21 protein-coding genes are annotated in these 22,810 nt (G+C 40.1%); 3 read left to right on the plus strand and 18 right to left on the minus strand.

Going from position 1 to position 22,810, the window contains the following annotated elements; translation table 11 throughout:
* Positions 1–94 precede the first annotated feature (94 nt).
* On the minus strand, positions 95–1,183 hold the full coding sequence (locus tag ACXAEO_RS11710; protein ID WP_474881096.1) for a nitric oxide synthase oxygenase: 1,089 nt from the start codon (positions 1,181–1,183) through the stop codon (positions 95–97).
* Between the two features lie 328 nt (positions 1,184–1,511).
* Here ACXAEO_RS11710 and ACXAEO_RS11715 point away from each other — a divergent pair, with 328 nt between their 5' ends.
* On the plus strand, positions 1,512–1,862 hold the full coding sequence (locus ACXAEO_RS11715; protein WP_474881099.1) for a potassium channel family protein: 351 nt from the start codon (positions 1,512–1,514) through the stop codon (positions 1,860–1,862).
* Positions 1,863–1,869: 7 nt separating this feature from the next.
* Here the strand turns inward: ACXAEO_RS11715 and ACXAEO_RS11720 are convergent, their stop codons facing one another.
* The gene (locus ACXAEO_RS11720) at positions 1,870–2,982 is read right to left on the minus strand and encodes a GerAB/ArcD/ProY family transporter (protein ID WP_474881101.1); all 1,113 of its coding nucleotides are present in this window, start codon (positions 2,980–2,982) and stop codon (positions 1,870–1,872) included.
* Positions 2,983–3,093: 111 nt separating this feature from the next.
* Entirely contained in the window at positions 3,094–3,666 is a 573-nt protein-coding gene (locus ACXAEO_RS11725) for an HAD-IA family hydrolase (RefSeq protein ID WP_474881104.1), read from the minus strand.
* A 178-nt stretch (positions 3,667–3,844) separates the two neighbouring features.
* Here ACXAEO_RS11725 and ACXAEO_RS11730 point away from each other — a divergent pair, with 178 nt between their 5' ends.
* Entirely contained in the window at positions 3,845–4,216 is a 372-nt protein-coding gene (locus tag ACXAEO_RS11730; RefSeq protein WP_474881106.1) for a helix-turn-helix domain-containing protein, read from the plus strand.
* A gap of 116 nt (positions 4,217–4,332) precedes the next feature.
* Here ACXAEO_RS11730 and ACXAEO_RS11735 read toward each other — a convergent pair whose 3' ends face one another.
* From ACXAEO_RS11735 to ACXAEO_RS11805, 15 genes are all read right to left on the minus strand, one after another.
* On the minus strand, positions 4,333–5,268 hold the full coding sequence (locus tag ACXAEO_RS11735; RefSeq protein WP_474884118.1) for an MBL fold metallo-hydrolase: 936 nt from the start codon (positions 5,266–5,268) through the stop codon (positions 4,333–4,335).
* A 189-nt stretch (positions 5,269–5,457) separates the two neighbouring features.
* On the minus strand, positions 5,458–5,946 hold the full coding sequence (locus tag ACXAEO_RS11740; protein ID WP_474881108.1) for an N-acetyltransferase family protein: 489 nt from the start codon (positions 5,944–5,946) through the stop codon (positions 5,458–5,460).
* A 131-nt stretch (positions 5,947–6,077) separates the two neighbouring features.
* A complete protein-coding gene (locus ACXAEO_RS11745) occupies positions 6,078–6,431 on the minus strand; it encodes a DUF1033 family protein (protein ID WP_474881110.1) in 354 nt (117 codons plus the stop codon).
* Positions 6,432–6,551: 120 nt separating this feature from the next.
* On the minus strand, positions 6,552–7,151 hold the full coding sequence (locus ACXAEO_RS11750; protein WP_474881113.1) for a response regulator: 600 nt from the start codon (positions 7,149–7,151) through the stop codon (positions 6,552–6,554).
* An 11-nt stretch (positions 7,152–7,162) separates the two neighbouring features.
* Positions 7,163–8,284 (minus strand): sensor histidine kinase, encoded by a 1,122-nt coding sequence (locus ACXAEO_RS11755; protein WP_474881115.1) that lies wholly within the window; start codon positions 8,282–8,284, stop codon positions 7,163–7,165.
* A gap of 113 nt (positions 8,285–8,397) precedes the next feature.
* The gene (gene desA / locus ACXAEO_RS11760; RefSeq protein WP_474881117.1) at positions 8,398–9,387 is read right to left on the minus strand and encodes a Delta(5) desaturase DesA; all 990 of its coding nucleotides are present in this window, start codon (positions 9,385–9,387) and stop codon (positions 8,398–8,400) included.
* Positions 9,388–9,619: 232 nt separating this feature from the next.
* The gene (locus ACXAEO_RS11765; RefSeq protein ID WP_474881119.1) at positions 9,620–10,666 is read right to left on the minus strand and encodes a LysM peptidoglycan-binding domain-containing protein; all 1,047 of its coding nucleotides are present in this window, start codon (positions 10,664–10,666) and stop codon (positions 9,620–9,622) included.
* Positions 10,667–11,012: 346 nt separating this feature from the next.
* Positions 11,013–12,638, minus strand: a complete 1,626-nt coding sequence (locus ACXAEO_RS11770) for a YndJ family protein (protein ID WP_474881121.1) — start codon at positions 12,636–12,638, stop codon at positions 11,013–11,015.
* Positions 12,635–13,258: a DUF4166 domain-containing protein gene (locus tag ACXAEO_RS11775; protein WP_474881123.1), complete on the minus strand. Its 624-nt coding sequence runs from the start codon at positions 13,256–13,258 to the stop codon at positions 12,635–12,637. The genes ACXAEO_RS11770 and ACXAEO_RS11775 overlap by 4 nt, the downstream gene beginning before the upstream one ends.
* Positions 13,259–13,263: 5 nt before the next feature.
* Positions 13,264–14,172 (minus strand): DoxX-like family protein, encoded by a 909-nt coding sequence (locus ACXAEO_RS11780; RefSeq protein WP_474881125.1) that lies wholly within the window; start codon positions 14,170–14,172, stop codon positions 13,264–13,266.
* Between the two features lie 178 nt (positions 14,173–14,350).
* On the minus strand, positions 14,351–15,760 hold the full coding sequence (locus tag ACXAEO_RS11785; protein WP_474881127.1) for an S-layer homology domain-containing protein: 1,410 nt from the start codon (positions 15,758–15,760) through the stop codon (positions 14,351–14,353).
* Between the two features lie 356 nt (positions 15,761–16,116).
* Positions 16,117–17,718 (minus strand): BCCT family transporter, encoded by a 1,602-nt coding sequence (locus ACXAEO_RS11790; protein WP_474881129.1) that lies wholly within the window; start codon positions 17,716–17,718, stop codon positions 16,117–16,119.
* Positions 17,719–17,798: 80 nt separating this feature from the next.
* The gene (locus tag ACXAEO_RS11795) at positions 17,799–19,229 is read right to left on the minus strand and encodes an FGGY-family carbohydrate kinase (protein ID WP_474881131.1); all 1,431 of its coding nucleotides are present in this window, start codon (positions 19,227–19,229) and stop codon (positions 17,799–17,801) included.
* Between the two features lie 4 nt (positions 19,230–19,233).
* A complete protein-coding gene (locus tag ACXAEO_RS11800; protein WP_474881134.1) occupies positions 19,234–20,760 on the minus strand; it encodes an FAD-binding oxidoreductase in 1,527 nt (508 codons plus the stop codon).
* 37 nt (positions 20,761–20,797) lie between these two features.
* Positions 20,798–21,577: an SDR family NAD(P)-dependent oxidoreductase gene (locus ACXAEO_RS11805; RefSeq protein ID WP_474884120.1), complete on the minus strand. Its 780-nt coding sequence runs from the start codon at positions 21,575–21,577 to the stop codon at positions 20,798–20,800.
* Between the two features lie 384 nt (positions 21,578–21,961).
* Here ACXAEO_RS11805 and ACXAEO_RS11810 point away from each other — a divergent pair, with 384 nt between their 5' ends.
* On the plus strand, positions 21,962–22,684 hold the full coding sequence (locus tag ACXAEO_RS11810) for a MurR/RpiR family transcriptional regulator (RefSeq protein ID WP_474881136.1): 723 nt from the start codon (positions 21,962–21,964) through the stop codon (positions 22,682–22,684).
* The last annotated feature ends 126 nt before the right edge of the window (positions 22,685–22,810 follow it).

Below are 22,810 nucleotides of genomic sequence, written 5' to 3' on the forward strand. Positions count from 1 at the left end.
ATGAGACGTCGTTTTACCGGCATATATGTACAATAGAGAAAGAAAGCACCGGCTTAAGCCTATGCTTTCTCCTGTATGATTATGATGTTCTTTTTTAATAAGGGCGCTCTTGGTAAAAATAATTAGGTGAGAGCGTTTTATTTTCATACGATTGATGAAAAATATGAGTGGCAGCCGGAGACACCGGTGGAATGAGCCACGTCCAGTCTCCGGTTACGGGACGACCGCATTCTTTTTCTCGTTCTTCAAACCGTTTAAACTGCTGGGCAGCTGTATGATGATCGACGATGTTGACACCTGCTTCTTTAAAAGAATGGAGGACCGCAATATTCAGTTCAATAATCGCTTTATCTTTCCAAAGTGCTGCATTGGATGACGTATTCAACCCCATAATAGAAGCCATTTTCGGCACTAAATTATAGCGGTTTGTATCCGCAAGATTTCTCGCTCCAATTTCCGTTGCCATGTACCACCCGTTGAATGGTGCGGCTGTATAGTGAATGCCTCCAATTTCCAATCGCATATCAGAAATGAATGGAACCCCATACCAACGTATATGCAACCCATCAAATTCAGGATACTCCGGATGGGTCAGCGGCACTTCTAGCACCATTTCTTTTGGAATCTCAAACCATTTTGGCTGATTCTCTCCCACTTGAATAACAAGAGGCAACACATCAAAATGCGTGCCTTCCCCTTCCCATCCGAGTTCACGGCAAACATTCGTGAACGGAATTGAATGAGGATCGCCAAGTATACCTTGTTCCGTTTCGTAACCAGCGTAACGAATGAGTTGATGATTCCATATGCGCACATGTTTCTCGGAAGATGTTTTCGGCTTAAAGATGGTAATGGCTGGACGAATTTTCCCTCCGTTTGTGGCATAGGCTATATGACGGCAAAGATCAGCAAAAATGTCTTCTTCGCTCACCGAATCCCTCGCATCCACTACGGTCAATGAGTTCCAAAATAACCGTCCGATGCAGCGGTTGCTGTTGCGCCAAGCAAGCTTCGCTCCGTGCTCAAGCTCTTCAAATGTATGTTCATATGTACCCGTTTCGGCAATTTCTCGTCTAACTTCGGCTATACGCCTATTTATATCTTCTTCTGCTTTCCCGCGTTCCTCATAGGAAAGTTGAATAAATTGTTCTGCTTGTTGAACAAGCTCGTCTTGTGCAAGCATGTCTTCTCCCTCCTTAACGGAAGCATAGATGCTTATTCTAATGCTTATTTTCGCTTATACACCGCCTTATTATAATGAAGTAACGGAAATGTATCAATGAACAGCTCTTGAATTTTTTCAAAGAAACGTTCTGCTCCGTCGCTTTTCCGACACAAAATGATTGCAATTCAAAAGTCCCGCCACATAAATCGAAGGATTATGTATCGGGACTTTTCGTAAAATCATTCAAAAAACACCTGCTGCACACCTCATGTTTCTTCGTATTATTCCACTCTGCTTCCCCATATAATGAGAGTAAACAAGCTTTTACAAAAGGCAGGGTTCGTCGATGATGAAACATGTACACAAACAAAAATCACTTTATAAGCTAGCGGTTTTTATCGTACTATATTTAAATCTTCTTCTGACGTTTGCAGTCATTTATATTCTCGTAGATATGGTCGATCTCGGCTATTTAAAAGATCATTACGCTTCAGACGCCCATCAAGAACAACCAATCGACTATGTCACGCGCTCGTTATATTTTAGCGCCATTACGCTTCTGTCCGTCGGATATGGGGATGTAACGCCGTTTGGACTCGCCCGGGCTTTTGCTATGGCTGAAGCCATTATCGGCTACCTTCTCCCAGCGATTATCGTCATTCAACTTGCCCCTTTCGATTCATCTGAACATCGGTAAGTTCATTTCATCCCTTTTCCGCTACTTCTTGAGACCGGTTCTTCACCTTTCGAACCAACATATACACTACAAACAGCAACGGAATGTATACATAGTTAATATAAAAAGCAAATTTGCTATTTAGTTCTCCCAAGACATCAAAATCATGGCTGTCCTTCACAAATTCCGATACACCTAGCACAATAGCCATAAATAAAAGAAGCGGATATTTTTGTCTCACTCTAAATATCTGTTTCGCCAACCGGCTTGCACACCATAAATACAAAGTGACGTTGGGCACGATGACAAGTACCCAGAGAGAAATAATGACAAACTCTACACGCTGAATCATACTAAACGACATCACTTTTTCAATCGTCAAATATGGCCACGTCGTCCGAACAAGCTGTTCTTCACTGAAAAAGACAAAACAAATGATCGTCACAAACAAATATAACCCAACCGTCACAGCGTTGCCTAAATACGCATACCGTTTAGAATGTTGTCCATCTTTAATAAACGGATAATAAACAAGTACGGTTTCAAAACCGAGGTAGCTAAAGGCCATCAATTGTGAGACGGACCATAGTTCCGCAAATGAATGAGATGGAATAAGCGATAAATTTCCAAAGTGGGCATATTTCAACGGAAACAGCAGTGTCACCAAAATCCACACTCTCATGATGACTTCAAAAAAACAAAGTCCGACGATAACCCGAAAGCCTCCTGATATCGCATAATAAATAAGAAGTAGAATAAGAAGCGTCGGAAACCACGTCGAAATTCCCGGGAACATCCATACTTCCAGTACCCTGACATACACCCGCAAAATCGTCAATGCCGACCAAACGTATTGAGCGATAAATACAAATGTGAAAAGCTTCCCAATCCATTTTCCATAAACGAAACGATGAATATCCAAAATGTCGTGCTCGGTATTTTTCAGCATCTGATAAATGCAAAATAACGAGAGATGTGTCATTACCCCGCCTACTAAGATGCCAATCCAACTGTCATATCCAGCTTTTTCGACGAGCCCCTTTTGAAATGTTAAAATACCGACCCCTACTTGAGAAGAATGGATAATAAAAAATAGCAGGAAGCCGTTCACCTGATTGCTTGGTCTAATTTGAGTAGCCATTCATTCAGTTCCCTTCACCTTGCATACCCTTTTCTCTATTATTTTTAAAACAAATGGAAGGTATACACAGGAATGGAAAAAGAACAAAAGCATCTCACACTTGCTAACTTGTTACGGACGGGTGATGGTCTTGAAAAAATCTTCATAAGAAGATAAATGATAATCCGCCTGCAGCTCGGCATTTTGAAACGCACACGTCGCAATGCCTAACTCTCTTGCTGGTTTTAAATCTAATTCACGATCACCAATGACGAGATCAATTGTATACTTATCATGTAAATACGCATACGCTCCGGTGTCTGGCTTTCGCTTGTATCCGTCATCTTTTGTGATGATTTCAGTGAAATAGTTCTTCAGTCCATAAAAATCTAAAATCTCTATCGTTGATTCCTTCGATTTATGCGTTACAATGACATTCAAATTCGCCCACTTCAGTACCGCTTCCAAATGAGGAAAAGGCGGTTTGTCTTTCGGATGAAGCGCTTTTTCTAGTGCATGAAATTTCTCATCAAATACACGTTGTTCAATGCCAAAATAACGAATCGCTTCTGTTGAAGAAATCTTCATCAACTTTAATATCTCGTCATCACCTACTTCTTGTGTCTCCAACAGCTCTTTAAATGAGCGGACAATTGTCGGATATGTATCAAACATCGTTCCATCGAAATCCCATAATATATTCATTTTATCACCTCATAATTTATTTTTCTTTTTTCGTTTTTCGCCATTGAATCCCAGCTGTCGTTTTTCGTTTTTGATAAACATTTATTCTTTTTTCGTTTTTATTGATTTCCTCATGAATCATCGGCTACACTATACTTAATATAGCAATGATATTCCGTTCACTCAAGGAGGGATAAAGTTGAATGTAAAAAACGAAGAAAAACAAAAAGCACAAAAACTGCTCCGACAAGGTCTTAAACCGAAAGAAGTATCTTCTCTCTTAGACGTTCACATCTCGACTATTTACAATTGGAAAAAAGAATTGACTTCATCGCCATCTAACATCAACGAAAAGCACACTCCAACTGAAAAACCATTTTCTCTTCCTAAAGCGAACCACCCATCTCACGAAAAAACCAAACACGAAATAGCATATGAAAATCTAAAAAGCGAAAACCAAGAGTTGAAAAGCGAAATAGACGGACTGAAATCGAAAATAAACGAACTCGAAGGCGTCATTGCAGGACTCGTATTAAAACTAACAAAAACGAATGAAGATTGGCTGAATTAACTTCTTTTTCGATAAACAAAAACGAATTTTCTTTTTTCGTTTTCGGTAAAAAAAGGAGGAGAACCGATTGTATTCGACTCTCCTCCTTCTTTCTATGCACCTTTGTTCTAACATTCTTACTTCCTTTTCCACCATGCCGCTGCAGGGTATTGGGTGGAACTAATTGTAACCGTCTCACCGATTTTTGGTGTAGCCACCGCTGCCCCTTTCGCTTTCGCTTCTTTCGTGACCCGTTCAATAGGGTCTGTCCAGTCATGCAAAGCCAAGGTAAAGGCTGCCCAATGAATCGGAATCATGAGCTTTCCTTTTACATCTAAATGAGCTTGAACCGTTTCTTCCGGCATCATATGAATCGCAGACCAGCGTTCGTCGTATTGACCACATTCCATTAGCGTACAATCGAAGGGGCCATACTTTTCTCCAATCGCTTGAAAATGTGGACCATAGCCACTGTCGCCGCTGAAATAAATTTTCGCTTGTTTGCCGATTATGACCCATGAACACCAAAGAGTGGAATCCCGATCAGTCAAACTTCTGCCTGAAAAATGCCGCGCTGGTGTACAAGCAAAAGTCATACCTTCATACTCAAATTCATTCCACCAATCATGCTCCTGAATATTCGCCGGGTCGACTCCCCATCTTTGCAAATGCTTCCCAACGCCAAGCGGCACGAAAAACTGCTTCACTTTCCCTTTTAGCTTCTTAATCGATCCATAATCTAAATGGTCATAATGGTCGTGAGATAGAAAAACGGCATCGACGACAGGAAGCTCGTCTACATTTAGAGATACTTCTCCTTCATATCGCTTTCCGCCTATAAACGGAAAAGGCGATGGAGCGTGTCCAAACATCGGATCAAACAACAGCCGTTTCCCATCCAATTCGACCAAAAAAGCTGAATGGCCAAACCAAGTGATGGTCGCTTCTGTCTCAGTTTGAATGCCAGAAAAGTCAAATGTCCCCGCTGGAAGAGGCGCGTCTGGTCGCCTTTTTGGAGCTCTTTTCACAAAATCACGTAAGATGGTGAATGTCGTAGACAAGCCTCCATCCATCGTCGTTGGAATGGAGTTCGTGAATTTCCCATTTGAAAAATTGGCGGACTCTTGTAATTTTAGTTTTTGTTCGTTCGTTACTCTCCCGCCAAATGCCGGATAGTATGTTAATAATAGCAGGACGAAAAGCAATACCCCACCAATGATGAGCAGGATGAAAGCCAATGTTCATCATCCTTTCTAATTAGATTATAAAATAAGCTGATAAAACCATACATCTTGCCAGCGGTCAAACTTGAAACCCACTTCCTTCATCTCACCGCATTTCACAAATCCGAACTGTTCATGCAGCTTAACGCTGACTTCATTGCCGCCTGTAATGCCGGCCATAATCACATGATAATCGAGCGCTTGCGCCATTTCAACAATTTGGGCAAGCAACTGTTTCCCAATCCCTTTTCCATGATGATATTTGTCCACATATACGGACACTTCTGTCGTTCGGTCGTACGCTTCTTTTTGGCGAAACGTTGACAAAGATGCATATCCCATTACGACCCCTTCTTCTTCAGCGACAATAAGGGGGAAGCGACTATCTGTATGTTCATCAAACCACGCTTGGCGCATTTCCACCGAGACGGGCTCTAAATCAAACGTCGCTGTTGTTTCAAGCACAGCTTGATTATAAATCATCACAAGTACAGGCAAATCTTCTTGAACCGCTTTTCGAATCTTCATATCGTTTCTCTCCTCACTGACTATTTCATTGCACCTTTCCAATGTAACTTAATTCTTTAATGCAGTAAAGTGCTTATTACATAAAAAAAATACTGTGAGACTCCTCTTCACAGGATGCCCCACAGTATTTTTTACTGCTTCTCAAGCAAATTTAATAAAGAACGTGTTGCCACAACATCTTCTGCTAGCTTGTACACTTCTTCACCTTTCATAAACACGATGCCGTAAAATAATTGAAGATCATCGTCACAGGCTTCGCAATAATGCAAGTCCCCTTCATTCCAAAAGCTGAAAAGAGATAAATTCGTTTCTTTGACCGATTTGAAGTTCTGTTTATATTCATGAATCCATTGCGCATATGTTTGGAGTGCGTCTTCTTGGTTATTAAATGACGCCCGCTCAATAATTTCATCTTGCCAACCTTCTAAAAACAGCCACGGCTCGCAATCGCCTTTTGTTTTACATACATGCCACTGTTCGTTCATTTCAAACTCTCCTCATTGTATGTTTGTCAACATTATAAGAGAAAAGCGGTGAAAAGGAAAATAAAACGGATTATGCGTAACTAGGCGTAAATAAGGCTTTGCCAATTATTTGGCAAAGCCTTATTTAAACCAACCTTTTTCTTTCGAGCGCGCAATGGCTTCAATTCGGTTTTTAACTTCTAGTTTATCTAGAATAGCAGAAATGTAATTACGGACCGTTCCAGTTTTAAGACTGAGTTCATCGGCAATTTCTTTTGTGTTTTTCCCATCAGCGACGAGCTCCAACACTTCTTTTTCCCGTTCAGTCAAAGGATTTCCTTCACTGTATAAATCGTCCATTAACTCAGGCGCATACACACGCCTTCCTGCCATGACGCTGCGAATGGAACTTGCCAATTCTTCACTCGGGCTGTCCTTCAATAAATAACCTTTCACTCCAGCCTGTAATGCGCGCTGAAAATAGCCAGTACGGGCAAAGGTTGTCAAAATAATCACTTTGCAGTCGAGTTCTTTTAGTTCTTCTGCTGCCTCAAGACCGCTCTTTCCAGGCATTTCAATATCCATAATGCAAATATCTGGCTTCAATTTTCGCACAAGTTCCACAGCTTCTTCGCCATTATTTGCTTTTCCGATGACTTCCATGTCTTCTTCCAAATTCAAGAGGGAACCTAACGCCCCCAGCAGCATTCGCTGATCTTCAGCAATGACGATTGTAATCAATTCGGTTCCTCCTAATCTGTCTGTTTCACGTCATTCGGTACTTTAATGATGAGTGCCGTTCCGTCCTTCGTCATAATGTCAAGACTCCCATTCACAAACTCAAGGCGCTCTTTCATGCCGATGAGTCCATTTCCTCTTGCGAAACAATCTTCAGAAAAAGGAAACGAGCCGTTATCCTGGACTGTGAGAATCGTTTCATCGCGCGTTTGCTCGACTGAAATCGAACATGTGGATGCCCCGCTATGTTTCACAACATTATTCACAGCTTCCTTTAAGCACATACTTAAAATGTTTTCCGTTAAAAGGGACACGTTTGTTAGTGTAAATTCCCCTTTATTCACGAACTCAATGCCGGCTGCTTGTAAAATTTGTTTGACGCGAACCATTTCTTCTTTGAGTCTAATGCCTCGCATGGATGACACCATTTTTCGGACTTCGTTCAATGCTGTTCGGGCCGTTTGTTGAACGTCTTTTAGTTCAGAACGGGCTTGGTCAGGGTCTTTCGTAATTAATTTCCGAGCCAAGTCGCTTTTTAACCCAATAAGAGACAGCTTTTGCCCTAATGTATCATGAAGATCACGCGCAATTCGCTGACGCTCCTCCAGTTTGACGAGTTCAGCAATTCGCTTATTCGCATCCTCTAGCTTTTCTTCTAACTGTCCGCGCTCTTTCCGACTGCGAATACTGAATGGCAACAAAATGACGCTAATCCAAATAATAATGATAAATGGCAATTGTTTTAAAAACAGCTGTTGTTGAAGCACGATGCCGTAATTAATAGAAATCGACGTGCTAATTAAATGGACAAAATACAATGTCATGAACGCCACTCGATCTTGAATGTTGCCAATGAAATGAGCGAGAAAGAAGGCAAAATACACATAACTAAACAGATTCGTTGATGTAATGGAAATACCGATCAGCAGGAACGTCCATAAATAAACGAGCCAGCCTTTCGAAATAAAGGCGATACGATACAAAATAAAGAACAAAACGGTCAGCAGCGAGCCGACCACAATTTTGATTGTGGATGCCGATTGAAAAATGAAGTAAAACGGCAAAATGCAAAGAATGGTCCAAATGTAAGGGGAAATCCCTGTATTCCCCTGAAATGTCAGCAATCGTTTCAACATAAACAAACCCTCTTTTTTCCACGCTCACTTTTTCATCAAAACAAGGAGCTCTTTCATTTCCTTTTTATTTTACCATTATCGGGCCGCTCTTGTACCGCTAACGCTTCTTTCTGTTAAGACTTAATGTCTTTAAACGTCACAAACTTTTTCCGTTCTTCATCCCATAGACGGAAACGCAGCGATGCCAAACTTGTAGCGAGTGTAATGGTTGGAACGTTTTGTAATGGAGGTGTGTTGTTGTGCACCTCTTCTAATTTATAGTTAGGCACTCTTGGGCTTAAATGGTGAACATGGTGAAAGCCGATGTTGCCTGTCAGCCATTGTAAAGATTTCGGAAGCTTGTAGTACGAGCTCCCTTCTACTGCGGCTTTCACATATTCCCACGTCTCATCTTCTTCAAAGTAAGAATCTTCAAATGTATGCTGAACATAGAACAGCCACACGCCGATTGAACCAGCTATCCAAAAAATGGGGCCGTGCACTAATAAAAACGCTTGCCAGCCGACTGCCCAGCACAGCAATCCGACAACAACAGCAATCGAAACGTTCGTAATATACGTGTTAATTCGTTCTTTCCATCTTGCCCCTTTACGGTTGAATCGGTTCGTAATTAAAAACACATAAATTGGACCTATCCCAAACATGACAATTGGGTTGCGATATAAACGATAGGACAAACGCGTCCAAAACGAAGCAGCCTTATACTCGTCAATGGTAAGCATCCACAAATCTCCCGTTCCGCGCTTATCCAAATTTCCGCTTGTCGCATGGTGAACAGAATGGCTGTGCTGCCATTGGCTGTATGGGAACATCGTCAATACACCTGTGATCGTTCCGATAATTTTATTAGCCTGTCGATTTTTAAAGAAAGAATGGTGGCAGCAATCATGAAAAATGATAAAAATTCGCGTTAAAAATCCAGCAGCGACCACGCTTAACGCCAACGTAAGCGCATACGAAATTGACAAACTTTGATAAGCAAGAAACCATAATAATATAAAAGGACCGACCGTATTCAGCAGCTGCCTTATACTGTCCCATGTTTGCGATTTTTCATAAGGAGCTACTTGTTTTCTCAAATGTTTTACCGTTTGTTTTTCCATTTGTATGTTTCCTTTCTTTATTTGCTAAAACCTATTATAAAGAAAGCAAAAACAGCTGTGCAGTAGCACCCGTCATGTACAAGACATGACAAATGTCATATTCGAGTCATTCGCTCATAACACGAGACATCTTAAAGCAAATAAAAGAGGCTGCCGAGAAATTTTTCTCAACGGCCTCCTCTATATAGGTGCGATTTAATCATTGGACACATCTTCATCCAATTGAGAAGCATCACAATCGTTGATATTGTACAAGTTTCCCTACACCTTCGTTATGTTCAACATATGTTACTGTTATAGTTTTACCTCGCAACAGCTGAAATTCACTTTCTTGTCCGTACGGAATCTGTAGGATTAATTCTTTTCCTTCTTTGTTCGTTAAATAAATGGTCGTCGGGTCACCGATGTCATTCATGCGCGCTTCCACTGTTTTAATGTTTTGATGGTTAATCACGAGTTTTTGATTAATTTTAAGCTTCGTGGATGACAAAGCATTATCTTTCATAATGGCTTCCACCGTTGTTTGATGCGCTCTTGCGATTCGCCACAAGTTGTCTCCTTTTTGAACCGTATAGATTTGTTCGAGGTGATGAAGGCTTGACGAATGGCTAGTCTGTTCTGTCGGCTTCGTGCTTTGAGTCGAATTTGGGATGACAATCATTTGACCTGGCTGTAACACCGTCGAGTTAAGATGATTTTCTTTCATCAAGAGCTCGATCGTCGTCTTGTAGTTTCTGGCGATTTTCCACAAGTTATCACCTTTTTGAACGACATGAATTTGTTCAGATGCCACCACCGTTTGGACACTTTCTTTTTTCGATTCAACTTTCAACCCGTTTTCTGCAAAAAGCGAGGAAGGATTATGTAAAATAGACGTATTCGCTACTCCGTGTTCCGCAATATCTGCCATATATTCGTCCATATTCGGTAAAATGACGGTCTCACCCGTTTTTAAAAAGTCGGTTTTCTTCCCATTAATTTGTTGTAAGTAGTCAACGGTAAAGCCAGTACGTACCGAGAGCTTACTCCACGTATCTCCCGCTTGAATTGTATATTCATCGCAGGCAAAGGCTTGCGATGCGAATAGACCGTTAGCAAGAATTACCGCTGCGACCACGACCTTTCGAAGCTTCCCTTTTACCCATTGCGTTGTGACATGAAGAATTTTTACGATTTTCACTTGTTGATTCTGTTTTTTTAATTGCTGCAAAATGTCTCGATACTCTTCTCTCGTTAATCCGATTTTGTTTGGATTTTCAAATGTCATTAATTTGTTCATGTTCATGGACCCCCACTATTGCTTCATCTTTTTCTATGTCTAGTTGTTGTATTGAACGTTTCCATTGCCCCGCATGCGGGAACACTCTGGAAACCTTTATAATATTTCGCTCTATTGGGATGTTTTATGGGGGAAAAAATAAAGTTTTTTCAAATTATTCCAATAGGCATACATGCTTTTTTCGTCTATCCTCCTTTCGACATAAAAAGCCGCTCCCTTCATAGGAATGCGGCTTCATTTTTATTCTCTTTGATGAAATACCATTACAGTGAATAGTGCATATGGCAGGAACAACACTTCACCTTTTAAGGTTACTAACCCTTTTTTGCATCTATTATGCTACTTCTTATACATCCTTTTCCATTTGGTAATCAATTTCAAGGAATTTCAGACCAAATATCCACATTTGATGATGTGCTGTTAGCCCTCCTTGCTCTTCTTCTTTAATAAAAAACGTCTCTGCCAGCGGCAAACGTACTGTGAAAAAAGGGGTATGTAAATAAATTCCTTCATCCCCTTCTCCTTCTTTTCTAGGCACACTCGTTAAAATAAGTCCTCGTCCCTCATGATACGGCTTCAAAATTCCCGTCATATTCGCAAAGGGCAACGGCAAGGCAATATTCATATACGTTTCACCTTGATGGTCATGTTTTGAGTACAACGCGACAAAGATGGTGTCTCCCTCCTCATTTTTCCGCACCCATGCCCTCACCTCTTCTCTTCCATCCACTTCGGATGTTACGCCGATCACTTCTCCGTCCATCCGTTCCCACCTTCCTCCCATCGATAAATGAATTTGACCGATGCGTCGGCTTATATGCTGATACACGAAGGCAAATGGACGAAACCAGACTGACCAGCGGATGTAGGCTTGAAGCTGATAGGTCGTTGTCTGTTCATAAAAATCTTTAATAGAAGGAGCCAACTTCTTTTCATGAAAAACATCTGACGAGAACTCGCCTATCTCATTCACAAGTCCGCTATAAAGATGAGAACTAATGAACGACTTGCGCCGCAAAAATTCAGACCCAATTGTCCAACTGCCAAACACCCGACTCATTGGCCTTCCGTAGAACGGATAGACAGAAGACTTTGTCCCTTCCATCATCCACCCGATCAGTGCCGGCAAGACGACACCAAACACATTTACAACCCCATGAATGAGAATCATCTCATCAATTGTAATTGTCACACTTTCCCGTACTCTTCCGTATGCGTAAATGAGGGAAAAAGAAATCGTCACAAGCAAAGTAACCGCTGAAACAGAAACTAAAATTTTAGCCCACTTCTTCTGAAAAGTTGTCCGAAACACGAAAAAGCTATACATATAAAGGGCCGCCATGTAAAAAAGCACCGCCCAAAACTCAATAACCCGTGAGTACGTAATGCCGACCGCAATCGTCATCGGTGATATTATCATGATAAGCATGACGATCCCATAAGCTTTTTGGACTTTTGAACGCTTTCGTCCTAAAAACCCCGCCAAAATCGGGAGAATGAAGGCCGAATAATGAAAGTGAACCGCTGTCAATAAAACGATCAAACTTGTAAAATGCATGACTTGAATCTCCGCTACATAGGCAAAAAACCAAAATCCACCTAAACTTAAATAAAGAAGACCGCTATCAATGGAACATTCCGTAAGCGGCTTTCGTCCTCTCTCCAACAAACGGCTCAAGCCAAATAACGTGATGATTCCCGTATACATGAACCAAATCGCCGCAAATACAGCCATGTCTGAAAAAAAAGCAAGAACAGCACTAAATGCGGCATACGGATACAGCCGGAGCACCCATTTCGCAAGCGGCAACATCGTTCCATCTCTTCTGCTTGTATCAAGCAATGCGAGCACCATGGGCACGAACAAAAGAATCGATAATAATACAAGTGCCTCCACAATATGAAATTCGCGCCATTCGCTCACTACATACAATCCATATAAAAGAAGTCCAATAATCAAATTTCGGTTCATGCTTTATCACATTCCATTTCACTAAACGTTCCTGTATATGAAAAAAGAGTGCCTACCAATCGGTTTCGTACGTTAACCTTCACCCGAAAGCACTTTTCTTTCTCGTCAAACTCTTCTACAATCTTCGCTTCACCGTAAAGCCATTTCGACAAAGGAATGCGGCGTTGAAACAAGTACAGCCATTGTTTTTTTGAGGTGATATTCATTCTTCCTTTACTGTCTACATGAAACGAAAGCGTCGAAATGAGCAGCGGTGGTCTTCCAAAATAATCGACGATTTCATAATGCTCTTCATCTAAATACATGACTGCATCGAAAAAACGACGCTTCTTACCGAAAGAAAAGGTTCGATTCCATGCTACTACCATTTGCCCTTCTTCGTTTATGAATCCTTTATTATCAATCGTGAACGGAATGTTTCGCCCACGCTCCGGGAAAAATAACCGGCGTTTTGCGCCAAATCGGAAAAATGGACGAAGCCACACCGCTCCACCTGCAATTTCTTCCATGACTCCTGTACCTGAAAAGCTTTTTTGCTCTGTTATGTTATAGCGTTCTTGAAGTTTTGGATGCAATAATTCATAGGCATCTCCAAGCACTCTTCGATAAATTGACTGCAACCTTTTTACCCCTTTCTGCTTCGCTCGCAATGCCTCGCTGTCGGCAAATCTGCACTGACGATGTATCCGATGAAGGAAACTAATAGAAGTGCACCATTTAAGGCCATCGGATTGAACGGATGGACCATACTTGCGGGATTGGCGATCCATGCCGACAGCGTCAAGATCATTATAAGACCGATATGTCCGAGAAATAGCTTTCGTTTCAAAAATGGAAGGAGCCACACAACACCAAACAACATTTCCATAAAGCCAATAAGTTGAATAGCACGCTCGGGTGTCATCGGCAACTCAACTAAAGCAGACAACATTGCGACTTCTTCTGGATGAATCGTCAACACTTTTGGAACAAGCCCTTGATACAGCCAGACAAAGCCAAGCAACACACATACAACCCAGTACACGAGTGTCTTTTGAAGCGTCAACCGTGGGTGATGTCCTTTTTCAAGCCAGCCTTTCAGTGCACTAAAGCTCCAGGCGGTTGCCCACCCTAACATTGGACGGAACATATAGGCATCGATGACTTTGCCGACCGTTCCAAAATTCGTTTCATAATCATATTGCGTTTCAAACCGAACTCCATCGTCTTGCAAGGAGTATTTCCAATACCCTCTTCCAACTCGAATAAGCGAAAGCGGGTTGTCTGTCCAAAATTTCAAAGAAGAAATCCGGTCGCCGGTCTCTTTTTCACTTTCCCCGATTGTTTCCCCTTTACCTGCTATTTCAAGCCCAAATCCAATCTTTGTTTTATACAAAAAACGCTGCGGCTCGCCTTCCTCCCGCTCCAAATAAGAAATCTCCGTAAACCGGACATCCCACTCTGTATGCAAATCCGGATTTTGCGTATGCTCCCAAATGGCTTCCATTGATGTTCGGATATCTGTTTTCACATAAATGGGTTTCTGCTTTTTCATCGGCGCTCCCCCCTTGTCTACTATCTATCATACAATAATTACCTAAAAAGGGGCATCTCTCCTTTATATAACAAAAACATCTAGGCATATGAGCCATTCCCCTGAATTTGCGGATGGTAAGGTCCGATACGATAAATAAGCCATCCGCAATTCAGTGGATGGCTTGTTTTAATGAATTTTATCCTTGCCCTTCACCTTGCGTCTCTTCTGCCGGCACGTCAACTTTTGGCTCAGCCGAGGATGGTTCTAGTTCTGGGTCAGGTATGATGTCGCCTGTTTTTTCAAGTTTCGTCACGACCATATCGACAATTGTCCATTTGCCGTCTTGCCATGTCCATACCGCTTCAGCTGATGCCAGTTTGTCCGTTTTAGAAACTCCATGAAAAGTTTGAACCGTTTTTAGTTCAAGCTTTCCGTCATTATTCACATCAACGGCAGTTATCGCATTAAACGGCTGAACAGCGGGCACGGAAGTACCTGAAGGTTTCCCAGCTGTATATAAACCCATTTCTTCATATTCTTTCTTTCGATCATTTAAGTCGATTGTAAATATTTTTCCTGTTTCGATGTTTGCGATATGTGCCTGATAATCATCGGAAAATCTTGTCATGTAATTAGGCTCATCTTGCGGTAAATGAAAACTGCTCAACTCATTATCTGCAAGTTGAAAGAACCACGAGTACATCGTCCCACTTTCCTTACCCGGGCTTGTTAGGAAAAGATCTTTTCTTTGGTCTTGATTAAAGTCATAAACTTGTAGTTTCGTTTGTTCATAGAACGAGGCATCAAAATCGGTTTTATAATACTTTTGATTCACTAAATCTTCCACAAGAACATATATGTTTTCAACCGATGATTCGTTGCTTGCTTCTGCCTGCACTAATCGAATAATTTCGAGTTGACCGTCATTGTTTAAATCCGCTTTTTCATAAAGGAAAGGTGTGTACGTACTTGGAATATCGAACTGTTTTTTAATTGGTCGGAAATTCGTCTCGGCAGCGCGGGCGATAAACACGGAAAATTGAGCGCGCGTCACCGTACTCTTCGGTCGGAAAGTTCCGTCCAGATAGCCTGTTGCGATACTGTTTCCAGATACTTTCATAATATACGGATAAGCCCAGTAAGATGCAGATACATCGACATAGTTGGAACGATCCATTCCTTCCAGCTTAAACGCATTAGTTAATGCCCTCGCCATCGCTTCCCTTGTAATCGGAAGCTCCGGATTGAATGATTCGCTTTTTGGGAAAATCCCTTCGTCTATGACGGCAGCAATTTCTTTGTACGCATGATGTGTTACTGGGACATCCGTCAATTGAGGATTGGGACGGTCAATTGTGTTTAATTGAAGCACTTTGACCAACATTGTCGCAACTTGTGCGTTCGTTACATGGTTATTCGGCTTAAAATTACCGTCTTTATAACCAGTAATAACGGCTTTGTCCACAAGGTAATCTATCTCTTTTTTCGCCCAATAATCGTTTGGCACATCTTTGAAACTAGCAGCAGCTTGGACATTTCCAGAGTTTGGAAGCATCAAGTTTAAGGACACGGCAAAAGCGGCTGCAATTAAGCTAAATTTCTTCATCTTCTCTCCCCCTACACATAATGAAAACATTACCATTTTAACATGAATCAACCATTTATTACAGAGATATCCACTTTATATGACCCAATCTAACAAATTCGACATGACGAAAGCGGTTGTCACCCCCCTTACAAGGTTGGCGTCATCCACATAGATGAACCTTTGAGGACTCTGGAAATGTTCTTGAATCAAATGAAGCTATGCCGCGTTATTAAGTAGGGGATATAGTTAGTATGTATTAACGTTTTACGAATGAAAATTTTTAGAAATAACATCATTTCCTTCTTTAGTAATACAATAAGCCGAGTAATAGGAAAGGCTTCCAATTACTCGGCTGAAAGAAGTGTATAAACTGATTAAAATGGCATATCTTTTTGTGTGTGATTACTAATCTCTTTATCATCATGATAATGGGAAGAGTCTAGCCCACCCTTTTTCTTAACATTCTCAACTGTTGTAAATAATGATGGAGATTTGGCAACTTTTATTAAGGCAGCAACAATAATCAGTTCCAGCAACATGGCTGGTAAACCGCCAAGATTAGAAAGCATTTTAATTCCATCAATTTTTGCAAAACTGATCATAATCCAGCCGACAACACCTACCGTAATCCCCCATACCGCTTTAATAACGATTCCTGGTTCTGGACTTTCTGGTGTAATTCCTGTAGAACTAATCGACCCCATTGCCGACATGTTAGAGTCAGCGGCCGTGACAATTGAAATGAATACAATAAATAAATAGAATGGGATGACTATCTTAGCAAAAGGAAGCGCTGAAAAAACGGCATATACGACGGCTTCCGGTCCGCTTTGTGCCATCAAATCCGCTAGACCCGCTCCATTCATCTCCATATGAATCGCGCTTCCACCAAATATCGTCATCCATATCGCTCCAAATATGGCTGGACCACCTAAATTAACAAGAATAAATGTTTTGACGGTATGACCGTAGGCAATGCGACCGAGGAACAAAGCAGCAACAGGTGCCCATGCAAACCAGTTTGCCCAATAAAATGTTGTCCACCATTGTGGCCACTGATCTCCTGCAGCAGCACCAGTAAATAAACTTTTTGTAAAAAATCCGGTAATAAAATGACCTGCTGATTCTGTACCTAAGTTCAGCAAATACGCACTAGGACCTACAAGGAATAAGAAAACCGCAATGACGATAAAAACTTTCATATTAATATCAGAAAGAATACGAATGCCTTTCATCAGTCCACTTGAAGCGGAAATGACAAATGTCCCCACAATCGCAATCGTTATGAGAGCCCATAAAAAAGGACTGCTTTTCATACCTGACAGAAAGTTAATACCACCCGAAAGATTTAATATCCCTGTCCCCATTGAAGCTGCCATACCTAATACAAGCGTATATAAACAAATCGCATCAATGGTCTGACCCCATTTATTCATAATCTTATCACCAAATAACGGTGATAGAGTGGAACTTAAACTAAAAGGCTTTCTCATATTGTAATAAGCAAATGCAAACATCAAACCAGGTATACAGTAAATGGCATAAGGAGTTATAGTCCAATGGAGATACATCGTAGACATTGCAAATATAGCGGCTTCTGAACTATTTGGTTCTATTCCTAATGAGGCAGGCGGTGATGATAAATGATAGATTGGCTCAACAATCCCCCAGAATGTAACCCCTGCCGCAATCGTCGTACATAACGTAATAGCAAACCAATTCCAAATGTTTAATAACGGCTTGGCATCCTCACCTCCAATTCTCACATTTCCAAAAGGAGAGAAATATATCCCAATACATACCGCCACTAAAATAAGTCCTGCTAAACTAAACAGCCAGCCAATGTTTGCGATAATCCAATCATTGGCTCCTGTCGCCATGCTTGTAAAAGCTTCCCTATTCACGAAACTTAATACTGCAGCACCAATTAATAAAAGAAAAGGCGGCCAAAATACTAATGGTTTTAAATTTTTCATTAATCTCTCCCCTTTTTTCTTAATTTTCTGAATTTGTATAGCGTACTTTCACTAGATTTTTTATGAACTACAATCCTTTTTCAGTTAAAAATGGGGTACGTAAGCTTCAAAATTTCATCTGTATGTTTTCGTAAATTTTTAACAACCGTCTCATTGATTTCATTGTAAAATTGATGATGTTTTACGTTTGGACTAAACGTTCGTTCAGTTTTAACCATTTTATTTGCCGCTTCATAAAAATCTTTGTAAATAGATAGATGATAGCATACACATATAGCCGCTCCTAGACAGGCACCGCTGCTTCCTTTCCGTCTATGCACCGGCACTCCAAAAAGATCCGCAATCATTTGCATCAGCAAATCGCTTTTCGAGCCGCCACCTATTACGACTAACTCTTTTAATAGAACCCCGATTTCCTTTAACATCTCATCCGTATTATTTTTAATCTCAAATGAAATCGCTTCCAAAATCGAGCGGTAAATATGGTATTTTGTATGGCGTTGGTCAAAGCCTATCATTATTCCTTTACGATACGGTGTAGCTGGTGTAGGCAACCAGTCCAGCGCTGTAATCAAACCGTCACTGCCAATTGGAACCTCTTGTGCTTTCATATTTAAATAATCTTCTTCTGATATACCTAATTTTTTCGCTTCTGTCACCAGTTCCTCACCAATCAGCTTTTTAAACCAACTAACCGTCCACATCCCGCGCCTGATTGGGCTAGATTCATACACATATTTATGTGGAATACACGCAAGAGTAGGAAAGAAGCTCACAGCATTTTCGAAATACTCACTTTTGAATAACATCGACGAAATGAGTGTACCAAGTGAAATCATAACAGTTCCTTCGTCCTTCACACCGGAACCTAAGACCTCGACAGCTTTATCATTTGCCGTTGCGACGACTGGTATATCATGTTGAAACCCGAACTCATCAGCTAACTCTTGTCGCAGCGTACCGACCTTCTCGCCTGGCTTTACAAGATCAAATAACATGTCTCTTTTCAATCCATTTGCTTTCATAACTTCCTCATCATTAGACCAGTCTAACGTTTCACGGTCTAATGGCCAGTAAACTTCATAGTTGGAAGCCGTATCCTTCAACTCACCTGTTAACCTAAACCCTAAATAACCGGAAGTTGCCGTTACATACTTCACTTCATCATCGACATGTTCATACGGTTGAGAAAGTCGAGAATCCATCCAGCTTATCACAGGATAAGCTAGATGGCCATCTTCTTTTAATAAAGCACGACAACATCTAATTGCACATAAGCCAATTCCAATAATATCTTTACGGTTGCCGGTAAAATTGGCTAGACAATTTTTCATTCCTTTATACACACTATCCCATAAATCATCATCAGGATGTAGCACGACACCTGGTTTTGGAGATAAGGTCTCTCGTAATTGATGTGAACCGAAAGCTACTTCATTTCCTTCTAAGTCATAAATGGCTACTTTCGTACTTTGCGAACCATTATCGATTCCCATTACATACTTGCTCATCAAGTCACCTCTTATCTGACCCTTTTATCAACTTCATCCCTTCTTCTTGAGGGAAAATTGTCCCGAAATTCATAATACCATTAGGGTCAAAAGCTTCTTTTAATTTTTCTAACATATAGTAAGCAGAGCCGTGTTCTTCTTGTGTCCACTCTGTACGGTATTTGCCGATCCCGTGATGATGACACATCGAACCTCCAAGTTTTAACGTTTCTTCAATAATAATGGAGTGAATCGGATGGTGATAAATTCTCATTTCATCTTCCGGATCACAATTAATTTCATAGTTGTATACAAAGTACATATTTGTTCCATTAATATAACTATGAGAGGAGTGCCCGCCAAGCATTGTTACGTCTTCGATTCGATCAAACTCTTCTCTGACTCTTTTCATAACATTATGATAAATTTTAATAACATTTTCCCAATCGGCTGATATCTCTGTCGTAAAGCCATCATGCTTATTATGATCAATCATTCTTTGAAATTCATTATCAATGTCTTGCTGTGTCCAGTTTAAATGATTAAACCAACTTTCTATTAAATGGTCTTCTACTTTTTCCGTTACTCCTTCTTGGAATTTAGACACCGCTTCTTCAATTGCCTCTACCGTTGCATTAACAATACTTTTCGGTCCTTCTGACATAAAAATTAACACACATTGATTTTTATAAAAATGTGAAAAATGTTGTCTAGCATCTTCTTCCGAATACACACGGGCCACAGATGGTCTAAAACCATTTGCAATAACTTCTCTTAAGATTTTGATCCCTGTATCCATATCTTTAATTAAATAGCCATGAAAAACATGATTTTCAGGGTAGTACTTAAATATTTTCACTGTCACCTCTGTGATGTAGCATAAGGTCCCTTCATTCCCAATGACAATATGCCTAATATCTGGTCCGCCAGCTCTTCTTGGAACGTTTTTGATTTTAGCAATATGTCCGTTCGGAAAAACGCACTCAAGCCCTACCACCATATCTTCAATTGCCCCATATAAAGTTGAAAATTGCCCGATGCTCCTAGTAGCTAATAATCCGCCATATTGTGCAACTGGTTTTGACTGCGGAGAGTGACCTGTTGTGTAGCCAAGTTTACGCAACTCATCTTCTAATGATTGGAGTTTTACCCCCGCTTGTACCGTTGCTTGCATATTATACGTATCTATCTTCATGATTTTGTTCATTTTAGATCCATCGATAACTAAAGTGCGTTCTTTCCAGCTATCAAGACCCCCTTCAGTCGCTGTTTTTCCACTTCTCGGAATAACATTGATATCATGCTCATTACAAAACATGAGAAGTGACTTCACCTCTTCTGCTGAATGTGGATATACAATGGCCATAGGGATTGGATTATCCAAAACTTTTTTCGCTTTTGCATATTTTTTATAACGATCTGCCGCTGCATCATAAAGTGCTTCAGAATCTGTATTGATTTGCTCTATTGAAATAATAGACTGCAATTCTTCTAATAACTGTTCTTTCGTCATGCTATTTGCTTTTCCTTCGATTAACTGTTCTTTTGCCATAACATCCTCTCTCCTTTTATGAACAATTTAGTTTTCACTATCGCACTAAGTATCCACCATCAACATTTAATATGGTACCGTTTACATAATTGGAAGCTTCTGAAGCTAAAAATACGGCTGTTCCCATTAAGTCTAAAATAGACCCCCATCGATTTGCTGGAATATGATTTAAAACACGTTGATTCGCTTCAGGATTCGCTCTTGTATCTGTTGTTAGCACCGTAGCAAAATATCCAGGTGCAATGCCGTTAACTTGTATATTAAATTGCGCTAACTCATCACAATACGCTTTTGTAAAACCAGCGAGACCGTGCTTGCTTGCCGCATATGCTGGTGACCATTGTCCACCAAGATACGAGAATAAAGAGCAAATATTTATAATTTTCCCACTATTTTGCGCAATCATGTACTTAGCTGTTTCATGCGCTAACTCGAAGCATGCCGTTAAATTAATCGAAATCATTTTATCCCATTGAACTCTTGTAAACTTCGTTACATCTGGTTCATTTATACAGATACCTGCGTTATTAATGAGAATATCAATTTTTCCATAAACACTTATGCATTCTTCTGCAATTTGCTTACATGCTCCATCTTTCGTCATATCTGTCAGCATAAGATGATATTTAACCCCTTCGGCTTCAATCATCTTTTTCGTTTCATCGTTGTCATCTGCCATACTGACTACAAAAATATCTGCTCCTGCTTTTGCAAGTGCTAGCGTAAACCCTTGTCCCAATCCTGAATTTCCTCCTGTAATAATAGCGACTTTTCCCTTTAAGCTAAAAAAATTGAGGGAAAAATCTTGAATGTCCATTGTTTCAGGATTCATTTTTATACCCCCTTCCAATCTGATGTTCGTTAACCTTATTTTACTACAAATCATTGTAAACGCAATCATTTTTCTGAAAATTTTCTAATTTTAAAGTTTTTTTATATATAAACGGAAAATTTTCCTTCCATTTCATTTCCAAGACGTCATAAACATGCTATACTTTCAGTGATTTCTCCTTCTCTAAAGGATAAATACATTGACTGATTAATTGAATACTAAACGAATAACTAATGGTTCAAACTTTTCCCCTTAAGGTTCATCTAAGCGGATAGCACCAAAGCCGCTTAGGTCTAGAAACTTCAGCATGACCGCTCTTTGGTCATCTCAAATTTTCTAGATCGATTTATATAGAGAGAGGAGAGCAATATGATAAATATTAATTTAAATAATTTAAATGAGTTGGAGCTTTCTATCCATAACACACTGTCTGAAATCATTAAATCAAATGACAACCTTAAAATACTAGAGGCTGCTGAATATTGTCATGTATCCCCTTCTAAAATATCGAAATTTGTACGAAAACTGGGCTTTAATAATTTTAAACAATATAAACAATTTTTGGATGGACAGCCACTATCCTCTGAAAATCAAAGCATATCTAGTGAACTCGAAAGGTTAAAAAACTATATTGAACATTTCGACTCATCTTTAGTAGAACAATTTTTAGCGGTTTTAGAAAAATACAACCGAATTGTTTTATTTGGACTCGGTCCATCTTTTATTTGTGCAGAATATTTCGCTTATAAACTCGCTCTCGTATCCGAAAAAAGTATTTTTACAACCCAAAGTGATACGTACGCTCAACATTTAGTTGATGAAGAAACATTGTTTATTGTTTTTTCAGTAACCGGAAAATTCACTTCTTTTGATCCCCTTTTTAGCACCATAAAGTCTTGTGGAGCTGAAATATTGCTAGTGTTAGAAGAGTATAACCATTCTTTCTCTTTAGAAGTTGACAATATATTTTACTTAACAAAATCTGCTCAGAGTGACCAGCTATTACCCTTTGAAAAAACACGAACCGTTTTCTTTATCTTCATCGAGGAAGTCATTTCAAGATTAATGTCCGAAAAAGATAAACGTAACTAAAAGACTGAACACTTGAACCAACTCTACAAAACCGAAAGAAAGCTGCCACTCCTAAAAAAAGGAGGGCAACTTCTTTCAGTTCAACTCTCTTAATCCATGTATATAAAACAGGAAATAAATTATTTA

Source organism: Bacillus sp. ABA4_010 (assembly GCF_056159105.1).

Bases quoted from the DNA above. Each gene is read 5' to 3' on its own strand.
- ACXAEO_RS11710 (WP_474881096.1), bottom strand. From the start codon at position 1,183: ATGCTTGCACAAGACGAGCTTGTTCAACAAGCAGAACAATTTATTCAA.
- ACXAEO_RS11715 (WP_474881099.1), top strand. From the start codon at position 1,512: ATGATGAAACATGTACACAAACAAAAATCACTTTATAAGCTAGCGGTT.
- ACXAEO_RS11720 (WP_474881101.1), bottom strand. From the start codon at position 2,982: ATGGCTACTCAAATTAGACCAAGCAATCAGGTGAACGGCTTCCTGCTA.
- ACXAEO_RS11725 (WP_474881104.1), bottom strand. From the start codon at position 3,666: ATGAATATATTATGGGATTTCGATGGAACGATGTTTGATACATATCCG.
- ACXAEO_RS11735 (WP_474884118.1), bottom strand. From the start codon at position 5,268: ATGGATGGAGGCTTGTCTACGACATTCACCATCTTACGTGATTTTGTG.
- ACXAEO_RS11740 (WP_474881108.1), bottom strand. From the start codon at position 5,946: ATGAAGATTCGAAAAGCGGTTCAAGAAGATTTGCCTGTACTTGTGATG.
- ACXAEO_RS11745 (WP_474881110.1), bottom strand. From the start codon at position 6,431: ATGAACGAACAGTGGCATGTATGTAAAACAAAAGGCGATTGCGAGCCG.
- ACXAEO_RS11755 (WP_474881115.1), bottom strand. From the start codon at position 8,284: ATGTTGAAACGATTGCTGACATTTCAGGGGAATACAGGGATTTCCCCT.
- desA (WP_474881117.1), bottom strand. From the start codon at position 9,387: ATGGAAAAACAAACGGTAAAACATTTGAGAAAACAAGTAGCTCCTTAT.
- ACXAEO_RS11765 (WP_474881119.1), bottom strand. From the start codon at position 10,666: ATGAACAAATTAATGACATTTGAAAATCCAAACAAAATCGGATTAACG.
- ACXAEO_RS11770 (WP_474881121.1), bottom strand. From the start codon at position 12,638: ATGAACCGAAATTTGATTATTGGACTTCTTTTATATGGATTGTATGTA.
- ACXAEO_RS11780 (WP_474881125.1), bottom strand. From the start codon at position 14,172: ATGAAAAAGCAGAAACCCATTTATGTGAAAACAGATATCCGAACATCA.
- ACXAEO_RS11785 (WP_474881127.1), bottom strand. From the start codon at position 15,760: ATGAAGAAATTTAGCTTAATTGCAGCCGCTTTTGCCGTGTCCTTAAAC.
- ACXAEO_RS11790 (WP_474881129.1), bottom strand. From the start codon at position 17,718: ATGAAAAATTTAAAACCATTAGTATTTTGGCCGCCTTTTCTTTTATTA.
- ACXAEO_RS11795 (WP_474881131.1), bottom strand. From the start codon at position 19,229: ATGAGCAAGTATGTAATGGGAATCGATAATGGTTCGCAAAGTACGAAA.
- ACXAEO_RS11800 (WP_474881134.1), bottom strand. From the start codon at position 20,760: ATGGCAAAAGAACAGTTAATCGAAGGAAAAGCAAATAGCATGACGAAA.
- ACXAEO_RS11805 (WP_474884120.1), bottom strand. From the start codon at position 21,577: ATGGACATTCAAGATTTTTCCCTCAATTTTTTTAGCTTAAAGGGAAAA.
- ACXAEO_RS11810 (WP_474881136.1), top strand. From the start codon at position 21,962: ATGATAAATATTAATTTAAATAATTTAAATGAGTTGGAGCTTTCTATC.